Genomic DNA, 19,573 nt, shown 5'->3' with positions numbered 1-19,573 from the left:
GGAACGACTACTCGGCCCAGGTTTTCCAGTCGGCCTCGTGCGCGGCGATCCAGGCGGCGGCGACGTCTTCCGGCTTCTTGCCGTCGAGATCGACCTCGCCGCTCATCTTGTTGAGCTCGTCGGTATCGATCGTGTAGTTCTTCGCCACCTTGTAGGCGACAGGCCATTTGTCCTTCATGCCGGACCAGGAGTATTTCCAGATCTCGCCATGCGGCTTGCCGCAGTCATATTTGGCGTCGGGATTCACGCCCCATTTCGGGTCGTTGTAGCACTCGGGCGTATATTCGGGGAATTCAACCCATTCGCCCTTGTACTTGGCCGGCGCCCAGTGCGGCGAATAGATCCACAGCATGATCGGCGCCTTGCGCTGGTAGGCTGAATCGAGTTCCGCGAACATCGCCGCATCGGTGCCGGCATGGATGACGGTGAAGGGCAGCTTCAGCGCCTCGACACGCTCGTCGTCAAAACCTTCCCAGGTCACCGGGCCGCCGAGATAACGACCCTTGGGTGCCGTCTCCGCGGTCGAGAAGGCCGCGGCGCATTTCGGGTCCTTCAGCGCTTCCCAGTTGGGCAAGCCCGGGCATTTCTCCTTCATGTACTCGGGAAACCACCACTCCTCCTTGGCCTTGGGGCCGAGCTTGCCAAGGCGTTCGGTCTGCCCGGTCGCATCGGATGCCTTCATGGCTTCGCCGGCGGTCGTATCCCAGAATTCCATTCCGACATCGAGATCGCCATTGGTGAGGCCTGTGGTCAGGCTGGAGAGGTAGTCGGCGGTCGGATATTCGACCGTGTAGCCGAGTTTTTCCAGGATGCCGCCAAGTATCCTGGCGTTGAGGTTGACGCTGGTCCAGTCGAACAGCGCGATCTTGATCGGGTCGTTGGATTCGGGTGCCGCGGCATGAGCGGCCGACATCGACAGGCTGGCGGCGAGCGCGAAAGCGCCGATGGATAATTTCGATAGATGGCTTCGAATTGACATGCTTGTTCTCCTTCAAGCTGGGGTTATCGTTCGTTCCCGTCCTGCGTTTTTTGTTTTGTTATGACTGATGTTTGCGCAAGCTCATTGGCGCCAGCTCTCCAAGCGCGGCTCAGATCCGTGCAAGCGAAGTGGTGCTCAGTTCCGTGATGACGATGTTGTGCCGGAGGGGCCGGCGTCATGACTGCCGATGGATCACTGCCAAGGCAGTAATCCGCTGGTCGGTCGGCTTTGCCGTGCTCTGAAATCCGCGAGCCATCAATGTCCCATGATCTCGGCTGCAGCTTTGGCAAATAACGCGACCGCCGAAGCCATTTTCATGAGATGAAATTATATATACCAACGTTTATGTCGCGCAACGGCTAATGCCATGTCGATTGTAGAATCTCGGGCCTGGACTTGGGTTATGTCGATTGGCCCCCAGTGTGGACCGGAAACAACCGTTGGGCCGCGACCTATATGCTCAAAAATAACCGTCCGATGCGGCCGTGGCTTCCTTCGGTATTTCGACGCCGTCGACGATGATCTTGTCGACCAGCTCGTGATGGAAGCATACAAGGCCCTTGATGCGTTCTGCTTCATGGACCGGCTAGGGATAGTACCAGACCAGGTTCTCGTGGCGCTTGGTGGCCGTCGTCACATGGTAGTAGTTGGAGATGCCCTTGCAAGGGCAGCGCGAGATGTAGCGGCTGGGCGCGAACATATCGAGCCGAGTGTCGGAGATCGGCAGGCAGTGGCGCACCGTATGGCCGGTCTCGAACAGGAACACGCCACGCCGAGAATCGGCGACCTGCTCGCCGTCGAGAATGACCTGCACCCCCCGCGAGGACGACAGGCAGTCGACCCGGCGTAACGGATCACGAGCGTGGACGAAGATCTCCTCGTGTGACCGGCCAGGCCGCACGAGAATCCATGGCGATACTCGTTATGCCGGCTCGGTCGCGAGCCCCTTCTGCAACCTCGCGAGCTCCGCATATGGGATGTGGCAGCGGATTGAATGACCAGGCTGCGCCTCGGCCAGCGGCGGCTCCTGCTGCTCGCAGATCGGGCCGATCTTGCGCGGGCAGCGTGTGTGGAAGACGCAGCCCGATGGCGGGTTGGTGGCGCTGGGAATTTCGCCGTCGAGACGAATGCGCGCGGTCTCGGTCTGGTCGAGTTTTGGCACGGCCGACAGCAGTGCTTCGGTATAGGGATGATGCGGTCCGGAGAAGACGTCTTCCGATGGTCCGATCTCCATGATGCGGCCGAGATAGAGCACTGCGATCTTGTCGGAGAGGTAACGCACGACGCCAAGATCGTGCGAGATGAAGATGTAGCTGACGTCTTCCTTTTGTTGCAGGTCGGCAAGCAGGTTGAGGATCGCCGCCTGCACGGAGACGTCAAGCGCCGAGGTCGGCTCGTCGCAGACGACGATGCGGGGATCACCGGCGAAGGCACGCGCAATGGCGACGCGCTGTTTCAGCCCGCCTGAGAGCTGCCGTGGCTTGACGGCCAGATGCCGTTCGGTGAGGCGTACCGAGCGGACGAGGTCGTCGAGGCGCGCCTGCTGCGCCTTGCCGGAGAGGCCGGCCAGCCGCCTCAATGCGCGGCCGAGGATGTGGCGGATCGAATGCGAGCGGTTGAGTGCCGAATCCGGGTTCTGGAAGACGATCTGCATCGCCTTGACCTGATCGTCGCCGCGGTTCTCCAGCTTCGGCGCCAGTGCCTTGCCCTCGAGTTCGATGGTGCCGCCATCATCGGGCGTCACAAGGCCAAGCAGCAGCCTGGCGAAAGTCGTCTTGCCGCTGCCGGATTCGCCGACCAGCCCCAGCGTCTCGCCGGGCCGCAGATCAAGTGAGACATCCTTGACGGCGCGCAAGGGATGGCCATGGCTGGCATAGGTCTTGTTCAGCCCCGCGACACGCAACACGGGCGTTGCTGCCACCTTTGGCGGCGTCGCCACCTCGCTCGGTGTCGCGTGGCAGCGATTGCGCCTTGTCGTGATGGAAGCAGCGTGACAAGCGCTTCCCGCGCTCGTCACTCAGATCATAGAGCGGCGGCAATTCGGTGCGGCAGCGGTCGTCGGCCAAGGCACAGCGGTCGGCGAAGGCGCAGCCCTTGATAGCCACACCAATGCCCGGCAGAAACCCCGGAATGGTGTCGAGGCGGCCCTGGTCCTTGCGCTGTCCGCCGCGCGGCAGGCAGCGCAGCAGCGCCACCGTATAGGGATGGCGCGGATCGTTGAACACGACATCCGTCGGCCCTTCCTCCACCAGCATGCCGGCGTAGAGCACGCCAACCCGGTCGCACATGTTGGAGACGACCGCGAGATTGTGGCTGATGAACAGGATCGACGCAGACAGTTCCTGCCTGAGCTGCGCGATGAGGTCGAGCACCTCGGCCTCCACCGTCGCATCAAGCCCGGTGGTCGGCTCGTCGAGGATCAGCATCGAGGGGTCGTTGGCCAACGCCATGGCAATCGCCACGCGCTGCTGCATGCCGCCCGAAAGCTGGTGCGGATAGCGCTGCATGACGCTCTTTGGATCGGAGATGCGCACGCGGTTCAGCATAGCGATCGCACGGTCCTCGGCGGCCTGACCATTTATGCCGCCAAGCTCGAAGATTTCGGTCAGCTGACGGCCGATGCGGATCGACGGGTTCAGTGCCTTGCCCGGATCCTGGTAGACCATCGAGACGCTTTCGGCGCGGGCGCGTCGCAAGGCCTCGCCGTCCAGTTTCATGACGTCCTTGCCGTCGAGCGAGATCGCGCCGCCGGTGATCGAGCCGTTTCTGGGCAGATAGCGCACGACGGTGAGCGCGACGGTGGATTTGCCGCAGCCGGATTCGCCGACCAGCCCATAGGCTTCGCCCTGGCCGATCGTGAGGCTGAGGTTGCGCAGCACCGCCCGATTGCGGCCGGCGACACGGTAGGCGACCGACAGATCGTTCAGTTCGAGCGCGTTTTGCGCCTTGGCGGGCTTAGTCATTGAGCGCTCCATGAACGCCGTCGGCAGCCAGGTTGACGCCGATCACCAGCGAGGCGATGGCGAGCGCATCGAACAGCACCGTCCACCAGAAGCCGCCGCCGATCATGCCGTAATTGTTGGAGATCGAGAGCCCCCAGTCAGGCGAGGGTGGCTGGATGCCGAACCCCATGAAGGAGAGCGTGGCGACCGCGAAGATGGCATAGCCGAGCCGCACGGTGGTTTCGACGAGGATCGGCGGAATGACGTTGGGCAGGATCTCGACGAACATCGTATGCACGGCACTCTCGTGCCGAAGTTGTGCCGCCGCGACATAGTCGAGCTCACGCTCGGCCAGCACCGCCGAGCGCACGGTGCGCGCGATGATCGGCGCGAAGCTCAGGCCAATGACGATGATGACCGTCGTCTTGGAGGTGCCGAGCGCCACGATGGCGAGCAGCGCGACGATGACCACCGGGATCGCCATGAAGGCTTCGAGGATGCGGCTGACGACATCGTCGACGATGCCGCGAAAATAGCCGGTGAGCAGGCCGAGTGCGGTGCCGGCCACCGTCGCCAGCAAGGTTGCCAGCGGGGCGACGGTCAGGATGTCGCGCGAGCCGACTATGACACGCGAAAAGACGTCGCGGCCGATCTGGTCCGTGCCGAACCAGTGTTCGGCCGAAGGCGGCGATAGCGCGTTGATGATGTCGTCTGCGAGCGGGTCGTAGGGGGCAAAGTGCTCGCCGAACAGCGCGCAGGCAACCCAGAACAGCACGATGGCGAAACCGACAAGGAAGGTGCCGGAGCGCAGCAGTGAAAACACCACCTCGGCCAGCGGGCCGTGCCGTCGCGTGTCGTCTTGTGGCGGAGAGGTGGTTGGCACGGCGCTCATTGTTCTGACCCCAGCCGGATACGCGGATTGAGCACGGAATAGAGGAAATCGGCGATCAATGTCGCCACCGCGTAGACGATGCCAATGGTGAGGATCCCCGATTCCAGCATCGGGAAATCCTTGCCGCGCGCGGCGGTGAAGATCAGCGAGCCGATGCCCTGGTAACGAAACAGCGTCTCGATGACGACGAGGCCGCCGATGAGATAGCCAGTCTGCGTGGCAATGACAGTGATGGTCGGCAGCAGCGCATTGCGCAGCACATGACGCCAGATCACGGTTCGCCAAGGCAGGCCCTTGAGCACCGCTGTTCGTGTGTAGTCGGAATCGAGCGCCTCGATCATGCCGGAGCGCGCCATCCGGGCGATGTAGCCGAACAGCACCAGGAACAGCGGCAGCGAAGGCAGGATGAGGTAGTAGAGCTGGGTGAAGAAGCCGGCATCGTGCGGCCATGCCGCTGATATCGGCAGCCAGCGCAGCCAGACGCCAAAAATCAGGATCAGGATGATGCCGGTGACGAATTCCGGCAACACCGTCACCGACAGGCCGCCGAGGCTGATGATGCGGTCGAGCGGCCGGTTGAGATTGAGCGCGGCAATGACGCCGCCGAGAATGCCGATCGGCACCACCAGGACGAAGGCGACCGCCGCCAGCTTCATCGAATTGCCCAGCGCGTCGATGACGAATGGTGCGACAGGCGAGCGGAAGATGTAGGACGTGCCCATGTCGCCCTGCACGAAGTTCCAGATCCAGCTCACATATTGAGTGAGCAGCGGACGATCGACGCCGAGCGTGTGATTGAGTGCGTCAACCGCGCGCTGGTCGGCAAACGGGCCCAGTATGGCGCGTCCGACATTGCCAGGCAGCACCTGGCCGCCCAGAAACACCATGATGCTGAGCAGGAACAACGTAACCAGCGACAGCGACACACGCCGTGCAAAGAAGGAGAGAATGGCTAAGACTCCTTGTGAAGCCAGCCCCCATGAGGGAGCTGGCTGTTAGAGGATTGGCTTTCCCTTTTCGCTCAGGCCTTCGATGCCTTGTCGAGGAACAACTGCGACATCGCCGTCGGCTGGATGCCTGCGACACCTTTCGCCGTCGCCGTCAGGTAGTCGTAGAAATAGCCGAAGATCACCGGCGTTTCCTCGAGCAGCAGGTTCTGGATCTTGCCTGCCGTCGCCTTCTGCGCCTCGAGATCGAGTGCCGCGATGTAGCTGGTCGCCAGCGTGTCGTAGTCCTTGTTCTTGAAGTGCGCCGCGTTCCAGGTGCCTTCGCTCTTCAGCGGTGCCGCCAGATAGACATTCGGCACGCCGCGGTGACCGTAGTCGGTGATGCCCATCACCGAATCCAGCCAGTTCGATTTGCCGAACACGGCATCTCCATAATAGGCGCTCTGGTCGAGGATGTTGAGGTCGAGCTCGATGCCGATTTCCTTGACCCAGTTCTGGATGAGCTGGGCGTATTCGGGGATTTCCAGATAGCGCTCGGTTGTCAGCGTCATCTTGAAGCCCTTGCCGGCGCCGGCTGCTTCCATGAGCTGCTTGGCCTGCGCGATATCCCGCTTGCGCTGCGGCACGCTCGCATCGGTCGAAGGATAGACCGCGGCGAACGGACTGTCATTGCCCGCTGTAGCCCGGCCCTTCATCAGTCCGGCGACCAGCTTGTCGCGGTCGAGGCTGAGCGCGATGGCGCGGCGCACCCGCGCATCCTTCAGCGGGCCGTCATCGCAGCGCAGATGCAACTGCTGGTGCGCTGAAGACTTCAGGCTGATGATATTGATGTTCGGATCGTTGAGCAGCGCCACGCCAGCCAGCACCGGCATCTGGTTGATAATGTCGACCTGCCCGCCCTGCAGCGCCAGGATCTGCGGCTGCATGTCGGCGAAGAAGGTGAATTCGGTGCGATCCGGCAGAGCCTTCGGTCCCCAATAGTCCTCGTTGCGAACGAAGGACGCGCCGACCTTTGGCGTGTATTTCTCGATCTTGAACGGTCCGGTGCCGTCGAAGCTCTTCTCGTAATCGCCCTTGTAGCTCGCCGGGATGATGACGGCGTTGTAGTTGTCCGACGACAGCATGTAGGGGAAGTTGCCGTTCGGCGCGTCGAGGTGGAATTCCACCGTGTAGTCGTCCACCTTCTTGCTGGCGCCCTTCGACAGGATGCCGGTGAACACCGACAGCGCGTTGGATGAGTTCGCCGGATCGGCGAGGCGGTCGATGCTGGCCACCACGTCCTCGGCCTTCATTTCGCCGCCGCTGTGGAATTTGACGCCCTTGCGCAGCTTGAAGGTCCACACGGTGCCATTGTCGTTCGGCTTCCAGCTCTCGGCGAGCGCCGGCTGCAGCACGAGGTCGGGGCCGTCGACGCAAAGGAACTCGGCGACCTGCTGCATGACAAGCAGGCCACCGGCATCGGCGATGGTTACCGGATCGATCGCTGCGGCAGGCACGCTGCTGGCGACGCGGATCGTGGCGCCGGGGGCACCCTGGGCGCGGGCGAGTGACGGCATGCCACCAAGGCCGGCGGCCGTGGTGATGCCGCCCAGAAGCGGCAGTGACAGGCCGAGCAGGCTGCCGTGACGGATGAAGTCGCGGCGGCTGACGCGACCGTCAACAAGGCCGTCGATCAGGTGGTTTTCGTGCGGCGTGCGGCTGCGGCGGATGAAGTCGAGAATGCGGTAGTCTTTGCTCATGGGTTTAACCCTTTCCCCTGTTTTTGTGGTTGACGAATTCCGTGGATGTTCTCCGTATCCCGGTCGCCAATTCGGTTTGTCGACCAGGACTGTAGCATGCGGTTTTGCCCGGTCCATCAGTCCTTGGACTGGATGTGTCGGATTCTTGGCTGCATCGCTTTTACCTGTCCGTGTCCGACCTTCCCGACCGAAGTCGTGGTGGTTGGCTTCTCGTCTCTTGGCCGCGCGTCATCATCTAGTTCAGCGGCAAACGGCGATAAGTCCCGGGCTTTGCCGGGTCATGATACTTGTTGCACGGTCCTTTCTCGGTAAAGTCTCTGTGACAGGCCGCGAGGTTTTCCCGCGACAACGTGACGCCGAGGCCGGGGCCTTCCGGCACCCTCACGACATTGTTCCTAGGCGAGAACGGCCCTTCCTCGGTGACGTCCATCGGCAGCATTCGAAACAGCGACTGGTTCGGCTCCCTGATCCAACCCAGTGCCGCGCACAGATGCAGGTAGGCGGCGCTGCCGATGCCGCTGTCGCCGCTGTAGCACCAGAAATCGATGCCGGCGTGCTCGCAGGCACCGACGAAACGTAGCATGCGCCCGATGCCGCCATGCGCGGTCGGGTTGCCGACGAACGCGTCAGGCACCTTGGTTTCCATGGCGCGGGCAATGTCGATGTTGTGGGTCGAAAACGGGATCGAGCAGTGGCGGCGCAGTTCGCGCATCTCCTCGATGGTCGCCACCGGGTCCTCCCAGTTGCGCACGCCAAGGTCTTCCAGCGGCCGCGCCAGCCGCCGCGCGGTGCTGAGCGAATAGGCCTGGTTGGAATCGATCCGGATCATCGCATCGTCGCCGAGTTTTTCGCGGATCAACTCGACCATTTTCAGCGAAATCCTGGGGTCTTCGGTCGAAAATTTGCCTTCGAAGAAGGTCGTGCCGTGTGTCTCGTGCATTTCGACGCAATAGTCGGCGACTTCTTCCGGCGTGGTTTCGCCCTTGACCTTCGGCCCGTCGCCGCGCAGCGAAAAATAGTCGGTGAACGGAATTTCCTTGCGCACGGCGCCGCCGAGCAACTGGTAGAGCGGCTGGTTCCACGCCTTGCCGCGCAGGTCCCAGAGAGCCATCTCGATGGCGCCGAAGGCCATGATGCGCGTGCGGTCGTTGATCGATTGCACGCCGGTCCAATAGGGCAGGCAGACATTCTCGGCGCCGGCGATGTCGAAGGCGTCGCGGCCGACCAGGCGTTGGGCGAGAACATCGTTGATGATCGCGGCCGCCGCCCATGTCGGCGCCTCACCGAGACCGATCAAGCCATCCTCGGTCTCGACCTCGACGATGGTCGGTGAAAATCCGTCGAGTTCGCCGAACACCCACGCATAGGGTGCTTCAAGCCGCAGGTTGATCGGCGTGGCGGTGATGCTGCGTATCTTCATCTCAGCCACCGATCTCGAAGAAGGGGGCGCCAAGCAAATCGGGAAGGACGTCGATGCCGAGGCCCGGTCCATCCGGAATGCCCATGCGGCTGCCGGTGACCGGCGGCATGTTCGATGCCGTGCGCACCGTCACCCATTCATGGAAGGCAATGGCGTGCAGCCGGCGCTCCTCCGGCGTCGACAGCGACAGATGCGCCATGGCGGCGGTGTCGATCTCGGCGCCGCCCGTATCCTCGACCGTGATCATGAAGCCGAGGTCGACGGCGACATCGCGGATCAGCCGTGTCTTCGTCACGCCGCCGAGCCGCGAGATCTTCAGCGTCAGCCCGTCGGCCGCGCCCTTGCGATGAATCTCCAGCATATCGTCCAGCGACTGGACGGATTCGTCGAGCACCATCGGCTTGTCGAGCGAACGACGCACCGACATGTTTTCGTCGATCGTCGTGCAGGGCTGCTCAAACGTATAGTCGATGGCCCGCGTCGCATCGGCGAACTGGCGCGCCTGATAGGCTGTCCAGCCGGCATTGGCGTCGCAGAAGATCACGGTGCCCTTGGGCACAGACGCGGCGACCGCCGTCACACGTTCGATGTCGTCATTGACATTGCCGCCGACCTTGACCTGCAGGCGGTGGAAACCGTCGGTGACGATCCGCTTCGCCAGCGCGGCCATGGCGTCGACGCTGCCATGCGTGACGACCTTGTAGAGCTCTGCCGTGTCGCTTTCCCTGCCGCCAAGCATGGTGACCAGCGGCACGTCGGCGGCGCGTGCGGCAAGATCCCAGCAGGCCATGTCGAGCGCCGACTTGATGTAGGGATGGCCCTTGAACACCGTGTCCATCAGCCGGCCGATGCTGGCCAGTCCGCGCGGATCGTGGCCGATGAGATGCGGCGCGATTTCCACCACACCGGCGCGGACGCCGGCGGGAAAAGCCGCCGAGTAGAAATTGCCGAGCGGCGCCATCTCACCCCAGCCGGTCACACCGCTATTCGACGTTATGGCGACGATCACGGCGTCGAAGCAGTCGGCGACACGCCCCTTGGACATCCGGTAGGGTCCGTCCACGAAGGGTTGCACGACATGATAGGCTTTTATGGTTTCGATCTGCACGTTGGTTTTCCGTTGTCTGGAATGGTCTGAATTCTGGATATTGCCTTGATGTCTGCTGCCGGCGGTTAGGTGCCTCTCTGCCGGTTGCGCGTTGACGCCGCACGATCGGCCTTGCCGCCCTCGGACGTCCGCTGTTCAAGGCCGCGCGCATAGGCGAGCAGTTCTTCGTAATCGAGTTCGATATGTGCGCGTGCGTGGCGCTGGGCGGCGCGCATGTCGTCGCCTTTCAGCAGCCGCACATACTGCTCGTGCACGTCTTCGGCAGGGACCGGCTCATTGCGCGCTCGCTGATGCAGCGCGAAATACATCTGCAGCCGGGTGGTCAGGCGTTGCCAAGTCTCCAGCAGCACCGAATTGTCGGCCCATTCATGGATCAGGCCGTGCAATTGCAGCGCTGTTTCGATCTGGCGGGTGGTGTCGAGGTCGCGCGTCGCCTGCTTCACGGCCTCATGCCGTCGATCGACCTCATCGAGAAAACGCTGGTCGCGAAGCGGCCAGGTAAGCTCGATGGCGAACTCGTCGAGCACTTTGTTGAGCGAATAGGCATCAGCGATATCCTTCGCCGTCACGCCGATGACGAAGGTGCCGGCATAGGGAATGCTGGTGAGGATGCCTTCCTGCACCAGTTCGCGCATCGCCTCGCGCAAGGGCGCGCGGCTGACCCGCATCTGCTCGGAAATCCTGAGTTCGTTGAGCTTCTGTCCTGGCTCCAACTGCCCGGTCAGGATCGCGCGCCGCAGCAGCGCCACAATCTCGGCGCGTCGCGTCGTGTCAGCAATCGGACTGAAATCCGCCTTTGCCATCGGGCCACTCCAAAGGGAACCGAAAGCAAGACAAGCAGATTGTCGACAATCTAACAAGACCCTTCTTAGAGATTCTCGCTTTCTATCGCTCGACGTGACGTGTTTCAGTCGACCAAACTCGCCCAACGGTCGCGCCGAGCGTCACGCCGCTCGGCCGTAGAAGCCGACCCGTTCCTCGGCGCTGAACATCACACCGGGCTTCTCGTAGTAGGAAAACACCGCGATCATGCGCTCGCGCTCGCCCTCGACGGTGGTGACGCGGTGCGCGGTGTTCTTGCCGCGGAAGACGTTCAACGTGCCCGGCTTCATCCGGTGTATCTTGGCCTCGGGGTCACGCCCTTCCAGCAATTTGGCGACACCATCATAGTTGGGATTGTCGTCCGACCTGAGGTCCGTCCGGTACTCAAGATCGCCACCGCGCTCTGACCGCTGCAGCAGCAGGGTGGTGGTGAATTCAGAGCGATCGAAATGCCAGTTCAGCGCTTCGCCGGCGCGATAGGCCATCACATTGGTGCGTGCCAGCGGGTCTTGCATGACGTGAAGCTTTGTCTTCCCCATCGCCGCCGCCAGGAAGCGCAGCAATGGTTCGTATTCATAGATGGCGAGCACGACGCTGGCGGGAATCTGGTCGGCGCACACCGTGTGGCTGATCGTCTCGACCTTGCGCAACGCCGGGTGATCAGGCGCAAGCTCCGGGATATCAGGCTTGAAGTAGATGTTGTGCAGGCGCTTGTGGACGTGCGATCGCGTGGCCATGACGGGCTGGATTTCCCGCACCGCTTTTTCAGCAATGCCGGGCAGCAGGAACTCCTCGAGATTGAACATGCCGTCGGCTTCGAGCGCGGCAATGGAACTGTCAACGAGGCTCTTCCATTCAGCGCTGCCTTCGCGGTCGAGCGGGTAGCGGTCGAGATCGATAATGTCTTTCATCGTCGTAAGCTCCAAGGTTTCGAGCATATGAGACGGCAAAAAAATCTTTCTCTCAACGCGGAAAATTATTAGGATTGCGAAAGAAAATCTTTTGGATCTCCGAATGGACCGGCTTCCGCCGCTGAATGCGATCAAGACCTTCGAGGTCGCGGCTCGCACTGGCAGCTTCACGCTAGCCGCCACGGAACTCGGCGTTTCGTCGGCCGCGGTCAGCCAGCAGATACGCAATCTCGAAACCTGGTTCGACAAGCAACTCTTCGTTCGCAACGGCAATCGCATAACGCTGACGGACGCCGGCCACGCGATCTACCCGCAGGCAGCGCGGGCGCTGGGCGATATCGCGGCGATCGGCCGGCGCATGCTGGAAGGCGGCTTGCGGACGCGTCTCGTCGTCAGCGTGCCGTTCTCACTGGCCGAATTGTGGCTCGCGCCGAGACTGACTGTTCTCCTAGACACCTTTCCGCATATGGCGATCGACGTCCGCGTCGAGGACGACCCTGTCGATCTGGCGCGGCAGGGCGTCGACCTTCGCATCAGCTATGGCGACTACCATTATCCTGGGCTGCGGATGGTCCGGCTCGTCCATGACGACGTGCTGCCGGTCTGCTCGCCGGAATTCTGGCATAGGCACGGCAACGGTGCCGACCTTGCCGATGTGCATGAGAGCATGTTCATCCACACCAATTGGGGGCCGAATTATGCCTCGCATCCGACATGGGCGGACTGGTTCTCGGCATCGGGAGGCAATCGCTCTCCCGATCCCTCGCACGGACGGCGCGTAGGTCTGTCCAGCCTGGCGATTGCCTCGGCGCGGCTTGGTCTGGGCATTGCACTTGGCCAGCGGGTGATGGCGCGCGCCGATCTCGAAGCGGGCCGCCTGGTAGCACTTTCGCCGGTGTCGGTGCGTCTCGGCCACCCCTATTGCGCCTTCATCCCTCCGGCCAAGGCCGATCGCGCGGATGTGGTAGGCCTGGTCGAACTGCTCGCAAAAACGGCGCCCCCGACCTGACAGGTCAAGGGCGCCGCCTCTTAAGCCGAGCCTGCGGCGGAGGTCAGGTGGCCGGCTTTTGGGGGAGTGGCGAGACCGGCATTCCCGGTCCGATCTTCTGCAGATTGCCCGTGATCACCTGGTCGCCTTCGGAGACGCCGCTCAGGATGGCCACCTGGTCGCCATTCGTAGGCCCGAGCGAAACCATGCGTTGGTCGACCGTGTTGCCCTTGCCCAGGATATAGAGATATTTTCCAAGCTGGCTCGAGCCCAGCGCCGTCTGCGGCACCATCAGGGCGTCAGGCTGCTGCCTGATGTGCAAGCGCACACGGACATATTGCCCCGGCAGCAGCGTGAACTTGCCGTTGCCGATCGTCGCCCGCGCGGTGATCGTGCCCGTCGAGTGGTCGACCGTATTGTCGATGAAGGTGAGCTGGCCTTTCTGGGTCGGTTCCGTTTCACCGGGGAGCAGCACATCAACGTCGATCGGTCCCGCCGCCTTGGCTTGCTCTATCTGCGCCAGATCCGTCTCGCTCGGATTGAAGGTGACGTAGATGGGGTCGAGCTGCACAAGCGTGTTGAGGACAGTGCCGGCGACACTGACCAGTGTCCCCACGGAGGCCTGGTTGCGGCCGATGCGCCCGGTGAAGGGCGCACGGATTTCGGCGTAGCTCAGATTGAGCTCGGCGGTCTGCACGGCGGCCTGGTTGACCGCCAGTGACGCCTCTGCCTCGCGCAAGGTGCTGGTGCGCTGATCGAACACATCCTTGGCGATGTATCCGCTCTTGGCCAGTTCGGTGCCGCGGCCAAGGTTGGATCGGGCATAGTCGAGCGTCGCCGCGTCGCGCTGCACCTGTGCCTTCGCCTGGTCGAGAGCGGCCTGATAGTCCTGCGGCGCAATCCTGTAGAGAAGATCGCCTTGGCGGACGTCACTGCCGTCGTCGGCACTCTGCTCCTGGAGATAGCCTGGCACACGCGCCTGCAGCGTGATGCTGCGGATAGGCTCGGTGCGCGCGGCATAGTCGAGATAGATCGGGATCGTCTTCTTGACGACGTTCACCACCGGCACCGGCATGACGAAGGCCGCCGGTGCCGGTGCGGCACCTGCAGTGCCCGCGTTCAGGCTGACATTGCCCATGTCGAGCAGGTGGACGCTGGCCACCGAGATCGCCCCCAGTGCCACGGCCGTTCCCAACGCGATTTTCCATTTACGCATGATCAGTCTCCAATCCTATTCAGCCGCTTCCGCCAGGGGAGGCAGGGCGGGTACGGCAGTTGGTTCAGTGTGATGCGAGGCGGGCTCGTCGCCGCCACGGCGTTCGCGCAGCTGTTCGATCACCGCGTAGAAGACGGGCACGAACACCAGCGACAGGATGGTCGCGGCGACCATGCCGCCAAACACGGTGGTGCCGATTGACTGCCGGCTTGCCGCGCCGGCGCCGGTCGCGAACATCAGCGGCAGCACGCCGAGGATGAAGGCGAAGGCCGTCATCAGGATGGGCCGCAACCGCAGTCTCGCCGCTTCCATCGAGGCCTCGACGATGCTGAGGCCTTCCTCGCGTCGCCGCCTGGCGAACTCGACGATCAGGATCGCGTTCTTGGCCGCCAGCCCAATCAGCATGACGAAGCCGATCTGCGAATAGACGTCGATCTGCATGCCGCGTATCCACAGCGCCACGAACGCGCCGAACAAGGCGAGCGGCACCGCCAGCAGCACCATGAACGGCATCGCCCAGCTTTCATATTGCGCCGCCAGGATCAGGAAGACGAAGACGATGGCGAGGCCGAAGACGACGGACGCAATCGATCCTGCCTTGAGCTCCTGATAGGTGATGCCGGTCCATTCGAAACCGAAATCCCTAGGCAGTGCCGTGGCAGCCGCCCGTTCCATGGCGGCGACTGCCTGGCCCGAGGAGAAGCCCGGTGCGGCGCCGCCATTGATCGTGGCCGAGGCATTGTTGTTGTAGTGCGGCACGGTTTCCGGACCGACGAAGGGCACGAGCTTGCCCAGCGTGCTGAGCGGCACCATGCCGCCGGAGGCGTTGCGCACATAGAGCCGCGAAATGTCGGCCGCGCCCGCGCGTGCATCCTTGTCGGCCTGGATGGTCACCCGGAAGGTGCGGCCGAACAGGTTGAAGTCGTTCACATAAAGCGAGCCAAGATAGATCTGCAGCGTGTTGAAGACATCCGGCAGGTTGAGGCCGAGCAGCTTGGCCTTGCTGCGGTCGAGATCGTAGTTGAACTGCGGCGTCGAGGTCGAGAACGGCGAGAACAGTTGCTGCGGATTGATTTCCGGCTGCTTGCGGGCCTCTGCGATCACCGCTTGCGTCGCGTCGTTGAGCGCCGAACTGCCGCGACCGGTGAGATCCTCGACGACGAACTCGAAGCCGCCCGTAGTGCCGATACCCGGGATCGAGGGCGGATCGAAGCTGAGCGCGAAGGCTTCCGGGATCTGCATCAGCTTGCCGCGCACGTCCGCGACGAGCTTTGACGCGCTCTGGTCGGGGCCGCGTTCTTCCCATGGCTTCAGGATGGCGAACTCGACAGCCGAGTTCGACTGCGCCGCACTGTGGACTTGCCCCGAAAAAGTGGAGAGTTTCCTTCTGATGAAAGGCGACCTCGATGACGAAACAGAGACAGTTTACGGATGCGTTCAAGGCGGAGGCGGTTGGCCTTGTGCGAACGAGCGGTCGGACGAAGCGGCAGATCGCGGAGGATCTTGGTGTTGGTTTCTCGACGCTGACGCGATGGATGGGTCGGCAGCTGGATCGTGAGATGGGCGATCCTGGGCGTCCGCCTGATGCTGATGTCGCCGCTGAATTGAAACGGCTGCGGCGGGAGAATGAAATCCTTCGGCAGGAGCGGGATATCTTGAAACGGGCGACGGCTTTTTTCGTCAAGGAGGGAAGTCGGTGAGGTTCGCGCTCATCGACCAGGCGAAGAAGGATTTCCCTGTGGACCGTTTGTGCGCGACGCTGGGTGTCAGCCCGAGCGGCTACTTTGCCTGGGGGCGCCGGCCGGCGTGCCGCCGGCAGCGCGACGACATGATAATGCTGGCGCATGTGCGATCGTCGTTCGCGCTGTCGAACGGAACCTATGGTAGCCCGCGCATGACGCGGGAACTGCAAGACAATGGCTTTGCCATTGGCCGGCGACGAACGGCGCGTCTGATGCGGGAGAATGGCCTCCAGGCAAGACAGAAGCGGCGGTTCAAGCGCACGACGGACAGCGAACACGCCTTTCCGGTTGCCCCCAATGTCATCGACCAGGATTTTGCCGCCACTGGTCCCAACCAGAAATGGGGTGCCGACATCTCCTACATCTGGACGCGGGAGGGCTGGTTGTACCTTGCTGTCGTCATCGATCTGTTTGCCCGCAAGGTCGTTGGCTGGGCTGCTGGCAACCGGCTACACCGCAGCCTGGCTCTGGCAGCGCTCAACAAGGCGTTCGTCATGCGGCAGCCGGAACCCGGCCTCATTCACCACTCCGACCGCGGCAGCCAATATTGTTCTATCGACTACCAAGCCGAATTGCGTGCCGCCGGCGTCATCATCTCAATGTCAGGCAAGGGCAATTGCTTTGATAACGCCATGGTCGAAACATTCTTCAAGACGCTGAAAACTGAACTGATCTGGCGCACCTCTTTCCTTACCCGCGCCGATGCCCAAGCCGCCATTGCCCGATATATCGACGGCTTCTACAATCCCATCCGGCGGCATTCCGCGCTCGACTACATCAGCCCGATGCAGTTCGAGCGAAACGCCGCCGAATGAGCAACCCGCTCTCCACTTTACCGAAGCAAGTCCACTGGTCAGGAAGTTCAGGCCGCTGATCGAGCCGACAATGTCGACGCCGGGCGTCGCCTGCAGGATGTCGCGCGCTTTCTTGGCAACCGCATCGGTGCGCTCAAGGGAAGCGCCATCGGGCAACTGGATGACGACGAAGAAATAACCCTGGTCCTCGACCGGAAGGAAGGTCGAGGGCAGGCGCTGCCAGACGAAGTATGTGGCGACAAGGCCGGCCGCGAACAGGCCGAGCATGATCCAGCGCAGGCGGATGAGGATGCGCACGCCGTGGGCGTAGGCATGCGACATCCGGTCAAAGCCGGTGTTGAACCAGCGGAACAGCACGAACTGCGTAGCCGGACGATGGCGCAGGAAGGCCGCGCTCAGCGCTGGGCTCAGCGTCAGGGAGTTGAAGGCGGAAATGCCGACGGAGATCGCGACGGTTAGTGCGAACTGGTTATAGAGCTTGCCGGAGACGCCGGGAATGAAGGCGACCGGTATGAACACGGCCATCAGCACCGCGGTCGTGGCGATGATCGGGCCGGTGACCTCGGCCATCGCGGCCTTTGTCGCTGCCAGCGGTTTGAGCCCGGCCTCCAGCTGCCGCTCGACATTCTCGACCACGACAATCGCATCGTCGACGACGAGGCCGATCGCCAGCACCATGCCGAGCAGGCTCAGCATATTCAGCGAAAAGCCGAGCATTTCCATGACGACAAGCGTCGCCACAAGCGACACCGGAATAGCGATGGTGGGGATGATCGTCGTGCGCCAGCTCTGCAGGAAGATGAACACGACGGCGACGACCAGCACCAGCGCTTCGCCAAGTGTGATCAGCACGTCATGCATCGACGCCGACACGAAGCGCGTCGTGTCGTAGTGCATCGCGTAGGAAACGCCCTTGGGGAAACGGGTCGACAGTTCCTGCATCTTGTCCTTGACGCGCTGCTGCAGATCGAGCGCGTTGGAACCGGGCATCTGATAGACCGCGAGCACCACGGTCGGGTCCTTGCCGAAGAAGGCCGACGACGAATATTGCAAGGCGCCAAGCTCGATGCGGGCAACGTCGCGCAGCCGCACCAGCGAGCCCGATGAGGCGTTGGCACGCAAGACGATGTCACCGAACTCCTTGGGATCGCTCAAACGACCGACGGCGCTGACCTGCATTTCGAAGGCGGTGCCGGCCGGCGCCGGAGACTGGCCGATCTTGCCGGCCGCAACCTGCACGTTCTGTTCGGCGATGGCGTTCTGCACGTCGACGGCGGTGATGCCGAGATTGGCGAGTTTGTCGGGGTCGAGCCAGACGCGCATTGAATAGCGCCGCTCGCCAAAGATCTGCACGTCGCCAACGCCGGGCAGGCGCTTCAGCGGATCGACGACCTGCAGATAGGCAAGGTTCGAGAGCGCGACCGGATCGACCGAACCGTCGGGCGACGTGAGGTTGACGATCAGGACGAAGTTCGGGTTCTGTTTCTTGATCGTCACGCCGCCCTGGTTGACGATCGCCGGAAGCGAGGACGCCGCCTGCGAGACGCGGTTCTGGACGTCGACCGCCGCCGTGCTCAGGGGATAGCCGACATCGAAGGTGATGGTGATCGTCGAGGAGCCGTCATTGGAACTCGTCGACGACATGTAGGTCATGCCCTGGACGCCGTTGATCTGCTGCTCGAGTGGCGTGGTGACCGTATCCGCGACCACTTGCGCGCTGGCGCCAGGGTATTGGGCGCTGACCACGACCTGGGGCGGCGTGATGTCGGGAAACTGCGAGACGGGCAGCAGGAAATAACAAATCGTCCCGGCGAGCACCATGATGATGGCGATCGCCGAGGCGAAAATCGGACGATGGATGAAGAAGTTTACCACGACACGCACGCCTCGCCGGCTGCCCTGCTGGCCTTGCCGAATGCACTGGCAACCCAGGAGAGGCGTTGGCCTCGCCCTTCATAGGCATCGTCCAGCGAACGGAAAAACGGCACATCGTTGCGTGCGTCTTGCGCATCGGCGCTGTGCACGTCTTGCGCATTGGCAAGCGAACGCAACATCTTCTCGAGGGCGCGCGGGTCGACGCCGTCGGCTTTCATGACCAGCCGGATCATCGGATCCCGGACGGCTTCATCTATGGTAAGATCGCGGCGCTGTGGCATTGGCCGGCTCCTTGTCTGTCGATTCGCAGCCCATGCTCGCGAACCGTCATCTCTTCACCGGCCGAGGCCGCATGATCTGCAATCTTTCGCCCGTCTCGATCTGGCAGGACCAGTTCACGGTCTTGTTATTGACGAAGGGCAACATAGGTGTTACCAGTAAGTAACATTCGTGACGTTACAGACCGGTAACACCCTAGTCAAGAGGCGTACCGGGGGATTTTTGGAAAACCAAGGAGGTTTTGATGGAAGACGGCACTGTGGAACGCGCTCGCCCCCGGGACAGGATCCTGGAGACGGCGCGGGACATGTTTCACAAGCATGGCATCAAGGGCGTCGGCATCGACGCGATCACTGAGGCCGCCGGCACCAACAAGATGACGCTCTATCGTCATTTCGATTCCAAGGACGATCTCATTATCCAGTGCCTGCGCGCCACCGCCTGCAAGGCCAGTGCGGTATGGGAGCAATTCGAAGCCCAGCACCCCGGCGACAAGCCGGCGCAATTGCATGCCTGGGTTCGCATGGTCGCCGATTGCCTGACGGCTGACGGCCGTGGCTGCGACATGGCCAACGCTGCTATCGAGTTGACCGACACGGATCATCCAGCCAGACGTGTGATCAAGGAACTCAAGGAGGCGCAGCGTGATCGCCTGGTAACGCTGTGCCGGGATGCCGGCATCGGCCAGGCCGAACTGCTTGCCGATACGCTGTCGCTTCTGCTTGAAGGCGCCCGTGTCAGTGTTCAAAGCGTCGGGACGGAAGGTCCCAGCGCCCAGTTTGTCCGCATGGCGGAAGGTCTCATTGCGTCGTTCAGGGGCGCCACGGCAAGTTAACGCTCAACGTCAAGGCGAGTTTGTCTGGGGCGTGGCTACCGGCCTCGCGCCACAGCGCTGCCG

General features: G+C 62.5%; 14 protein-coding genes and 3 pseudogenes. 3 read left to right on the top strand and 14 right to left on the bottom strand.

Features of this window, described 5'->3' with window-relative positions:
- Nucleotides 1–7: 7 nt before the first annotated feature.
- From LGH82_RS11710 to LGH82_RS11665, 10 genes and pseudogenes are all read right to left on the bottom strand, one after another.
- A complete protein-coding gene (locus LGH82_RS11710; protein WP_227348635.1) occupies nt 8–979 on the bottom strand; it encodes an ABC transporter substrate-binding protein in 972 nt (323 codons plus the stop codon).
- Between the two features lie 460 nt (nt 980–1,439).
- Nucleotides 1,440–1,859: pseudogene (locus LGH82_RS11705) on the bottom strand (DUF427 domain-containing protein); the annotation flags it as partial.
- Nucleotides 1,860–1,901: 42 nt separating this feature from the next.
- Nucleotides 1,902–3,942 (bottom strand): annotated as a pseudogene (locus LGH82_RS11700) (dipeptide ABC transporter ATP-binding protein).
- Nucleotides 3,935–4,813 carry an ABC transporter permease gene (locus LGH82_RS11695; RefSeq protein WP_227348633.1) on the bottom strand — a complete coding sequence of 293 codons (879 nt, stop codon included), beginning with the start codon at nt 4,811–4,813 and terminating at the stop codon, nt 3,935–3,937. The pseudogene LGH82_RS11700 and the gene LGH82_RS11695 overlap by 8 nt, the downstream one beginning before the upstream one ends.
- Complete coding sequence (locus LGH82_RS11690; RefSeq protein ID WP_227349557.1) at nt 4,810–5,763, bottom strand: ABC transporter permease; 954 nt, start codon at nt 5,761–5,763, stop codon at nt 4,810–4,812. The genes LGH82_RS11695 and LGH82_RS11690 overlap by 4 nt, the downstream gene beginning before the upstream one ends.
- Before the next feature lie 71 nt (nt 5,764–5,834).
- Nucleotides 5,835–7,499, bottom strand: a complete 1,665-nt coding sequence (locus LGH82_RS11685; protein WP_227348632.1) for an ABC transporter substrate-binding protein — start codon at nt 7,497–7,499, stop codon at nt 5,835–5,837.
- Nucleotides 7,500–7,734: 235 nt separating this feature from the next.
- A complete protein-coding gene (locus LGH82_RS11680) occupies nt 7,735–8,919 on the bottom strand; it encodes a mandelate racemase/muconate lactonizing enzyme family protein (RefSeq protein WP_227348631.1) in 1,185 nt (394 codons plus the stop codon).
- 1 nt (nt 8,920) lies between these two features.
- Nucleotides 8,921–10,027, bottom strand: coding sequence for a mandelate racemase/muconate lactonizing enzyme family protein (locus LGH82_RS11675; RefSeq protein WP_227348630.1), 1,107 nt, complete (start codon nt 10,025–10,027; stop codon nt 8,921–8,923).
- Between the two features lie 65 nt (nt 10,028–10,092).
- Nucleotides 10,093–10,830: a GntR family transcriptional regulator gene (locus tag LGH82_RS11670; RefSeq protein WP_227348629.1), complete on the bottom strand. Its 738-nt coding sequence runs from the start codon at nt 10,828–10,830 to the stop codon at nt 10,093–10,095.
- Nucleotides 10,831–10,971: 141 nt separating this feature from the next.
- Nucleotides 10,972–11,760, bottom strand: a complete 789-nt coding sequence (locus LGH82_RS11665; RefSeq protein ID WP_227348628.1) for a 2OG-Fe(II) oxygenase — start codon at nt 11,758–11,760, stop codon at nt 10,972–10,974.
- A gap of 103 nt (nt 11,761–11,863) precedes the next feature.
- Between LGH82_RS11665 and LGH82_RS11660 the strand changes: the two genes are divergently transcribed.
- Complete coding sequence (locus tag LGH82_RS11660) at nt 11,864–12,769, top strand: LysR substrate-binding domain-containing protein (protein ID WP_227348627.1); 906 nt, start codon at nt 11,864–11,866, stop codon at nt 12,767–12,769.
- A 43-nt stretch (nt 12,770–12,812) separates the two neighbouring features.
- Here the strand turns inward: LGH82_RS11660 and LGH82_RS11655 are convergent, their stop codons facing one another.
- Both LGH82_RS11655 and LGH82_RS11650 read right to left on the bottom strand, forming a co-directional pair.
- Nucleotides 12,813–13,964 (bottom strand): efflux RND transporter periplasmic adaptor subunit, encoded by a 1,152-nt coding sequence (locus LGH82_RS11655; protein ID WP_227348626.1) that lies wholly within the window; start codon nt 13,962–13,964, stop codon nt 12,813–12,815.
- 15 nt (nt 13,965–13,979) lie between these two features.
- Nucleotides 13,980–15,356, bottom strand: coding sequence for an efflux RND transporter permease subunit (locus LGH82_RS11650; RefSeq protein ID WP_227349556.1), 1,377 nt, complete (start codon nt 15,354–15,356; stop codon nt 13,980–13,982).
- Between the two features lie 14 nt (nt 15,357–15,370).
- Here LGH82_RS11650 and LGH82_RS11645 point away from each other — a divergent pair.
- A protein-coding gene (locus LGH82_RS11645; RefSeq protein ID WP_413771365.1) for an IS3 family transposase occupies nt 15,371–16,521 on the top strand; the annotation gives its coding sequence in 2 pieces (ribosomal slippage) (nt 15,371–15,635 and nt 15,635–16,521; 1,152 coding nt in all).
- A 21-nt stretch (nt 16,522–16,542) separates the two neighbouring features.
- Here LGH82_RS11645 and LGH82_RS11640 read toward each other — a convergent pair.
- Together LGH82_RS11640 and LGH82_RS11635 are read right to left on the bottom strand one after the other, a co-directional pair.
- Nucleotides 16,543–18,396 (bottom strand): annotated as a pseudogene (locus LGH82_RS11640) (efflux RND transporter permease subunit); the annotation flags it as partial.
- Entirely contained in the window at nt 18,390–18,677 is a 288-nt protein-coding gene (locus tag LGH82_RS11635) for a hypothetical protein (RefSeq protein WP_227348625.1), read from the bottom strand. The gene LGH82_RS11635 and the pseudogene LGH82_RS11640, both read right to left, overlap by 7 nt.
- A 242-nt stretch (nt 18,678–18,919) precedes the next feature.
- On the opposite strand from LGH82_RS11635, the gene LGH82_RS11630 reads away from it, so the two are divergent.
- Nucleotides 18,920–19,510 carry a TetR/AcrR family transcriptional regulator gene (locus LGH82_RS11630; RefSeq protein ID WP_227348624.1) on the top strand — a complete coding sequence of 197 codons (591 nt, stop codon included), beginning with the start codon at nt 18,920–18,922 and terminating at the stop codon, nt 19,508–19,510.
- Nucleotides 19,511–19,573: the final 63 nt, after the last annotated feature.

It is taken from the genome of Mesorhizobium sp. PAMC28654 (assembly GCF_020616515.1).
Taxonomy (GTDB): Bacteria; Pseudomonadota; Alphaproteobacteria; order Rhizobiales; family Rhizobiaceae; genus Mesorhizobium.
This window is presented reverse-complemented; position numbering and strand designations above follow the sequence as displayed.

What these genes read in the sequence shown, in the direction of transcription:
- LGH82_RS11710 (WP_227348635.1), bottom strand. Translation starts at nt 979, where the DNA reads ATGTCAATTCGAAGCCATCTATCGAAATTATCCATCGGCGCTTTCGCG.
- LGH82_RS11695 (WP_227348633.1), bottom strand. Translation starts at nt 4,813, where the DNA reads ATGAGCGCCGTGCCAACCACCTCTCCGCCACAAGACGACACGCGACGG.
- LGH82_RS11685 (WP_227348632.1), bottom strand. Translation starts at nt 7,499, where the DNA reads ATGAGCAAAGACTACCGCATTCTCGACTTCATCCGCCGCAGCCGCACG.
- LGH82_RS11680 (WP_227348631.1), bottom strand. Translation starts at nt 8,919, where the DNA reads ATGAAGATACGCAGCATCACCGCCACGCCGATCAACCTGCGGCTTGAA.
- LGH82_RS11670 (WP_227348629.1), bottom strand. Translation starts at nt 10,830, where the DNA reads ATGGCAAAGGCGGATTTCAGTCCGATTGCTGACACGACGCGACGCGCC.
- LGH82_RS11665 (WP_227348628.1), bottom strand. Translation starts at nt 11,760, where the DNA reads ATGAAAGACATTATCGATCTCGACCGCTACCCGCTCGACCGCGAAGGC.
- LGH82_RS11660 (WP_227348627.1), top strand. Translation starts at nt 11,864, where the DNA reads ATGGACCGGCTTCCGCCGCTGAATGCGATCAAGACCTTCGAGGTCGCG.
- LGH82_RS11655 (WP_227348626.1), bottom strand. Translation starts at nt 13,964, where the DNA reads ATGCGTAAATGGAAAATCGCGTTGGGAACGGCCGTGGCACTGGGGGCG.
- LGH82_RS11635 (WP_227348625.1), bottom strand. Translation starts at nt 18,677, where the DNA reads ATGCCACAGCGCCGCGATCTTACCATAGATGAAGCCGTCCGGGATCCG.
- LGH82_RS11630 (WP_227348624.1), top strand. Translation starts at nt 18,920, where the DNA reads ATGGAAGACGGCACTGTGGAACGCGCTCGCCCCCGGGACAGGATCCTG.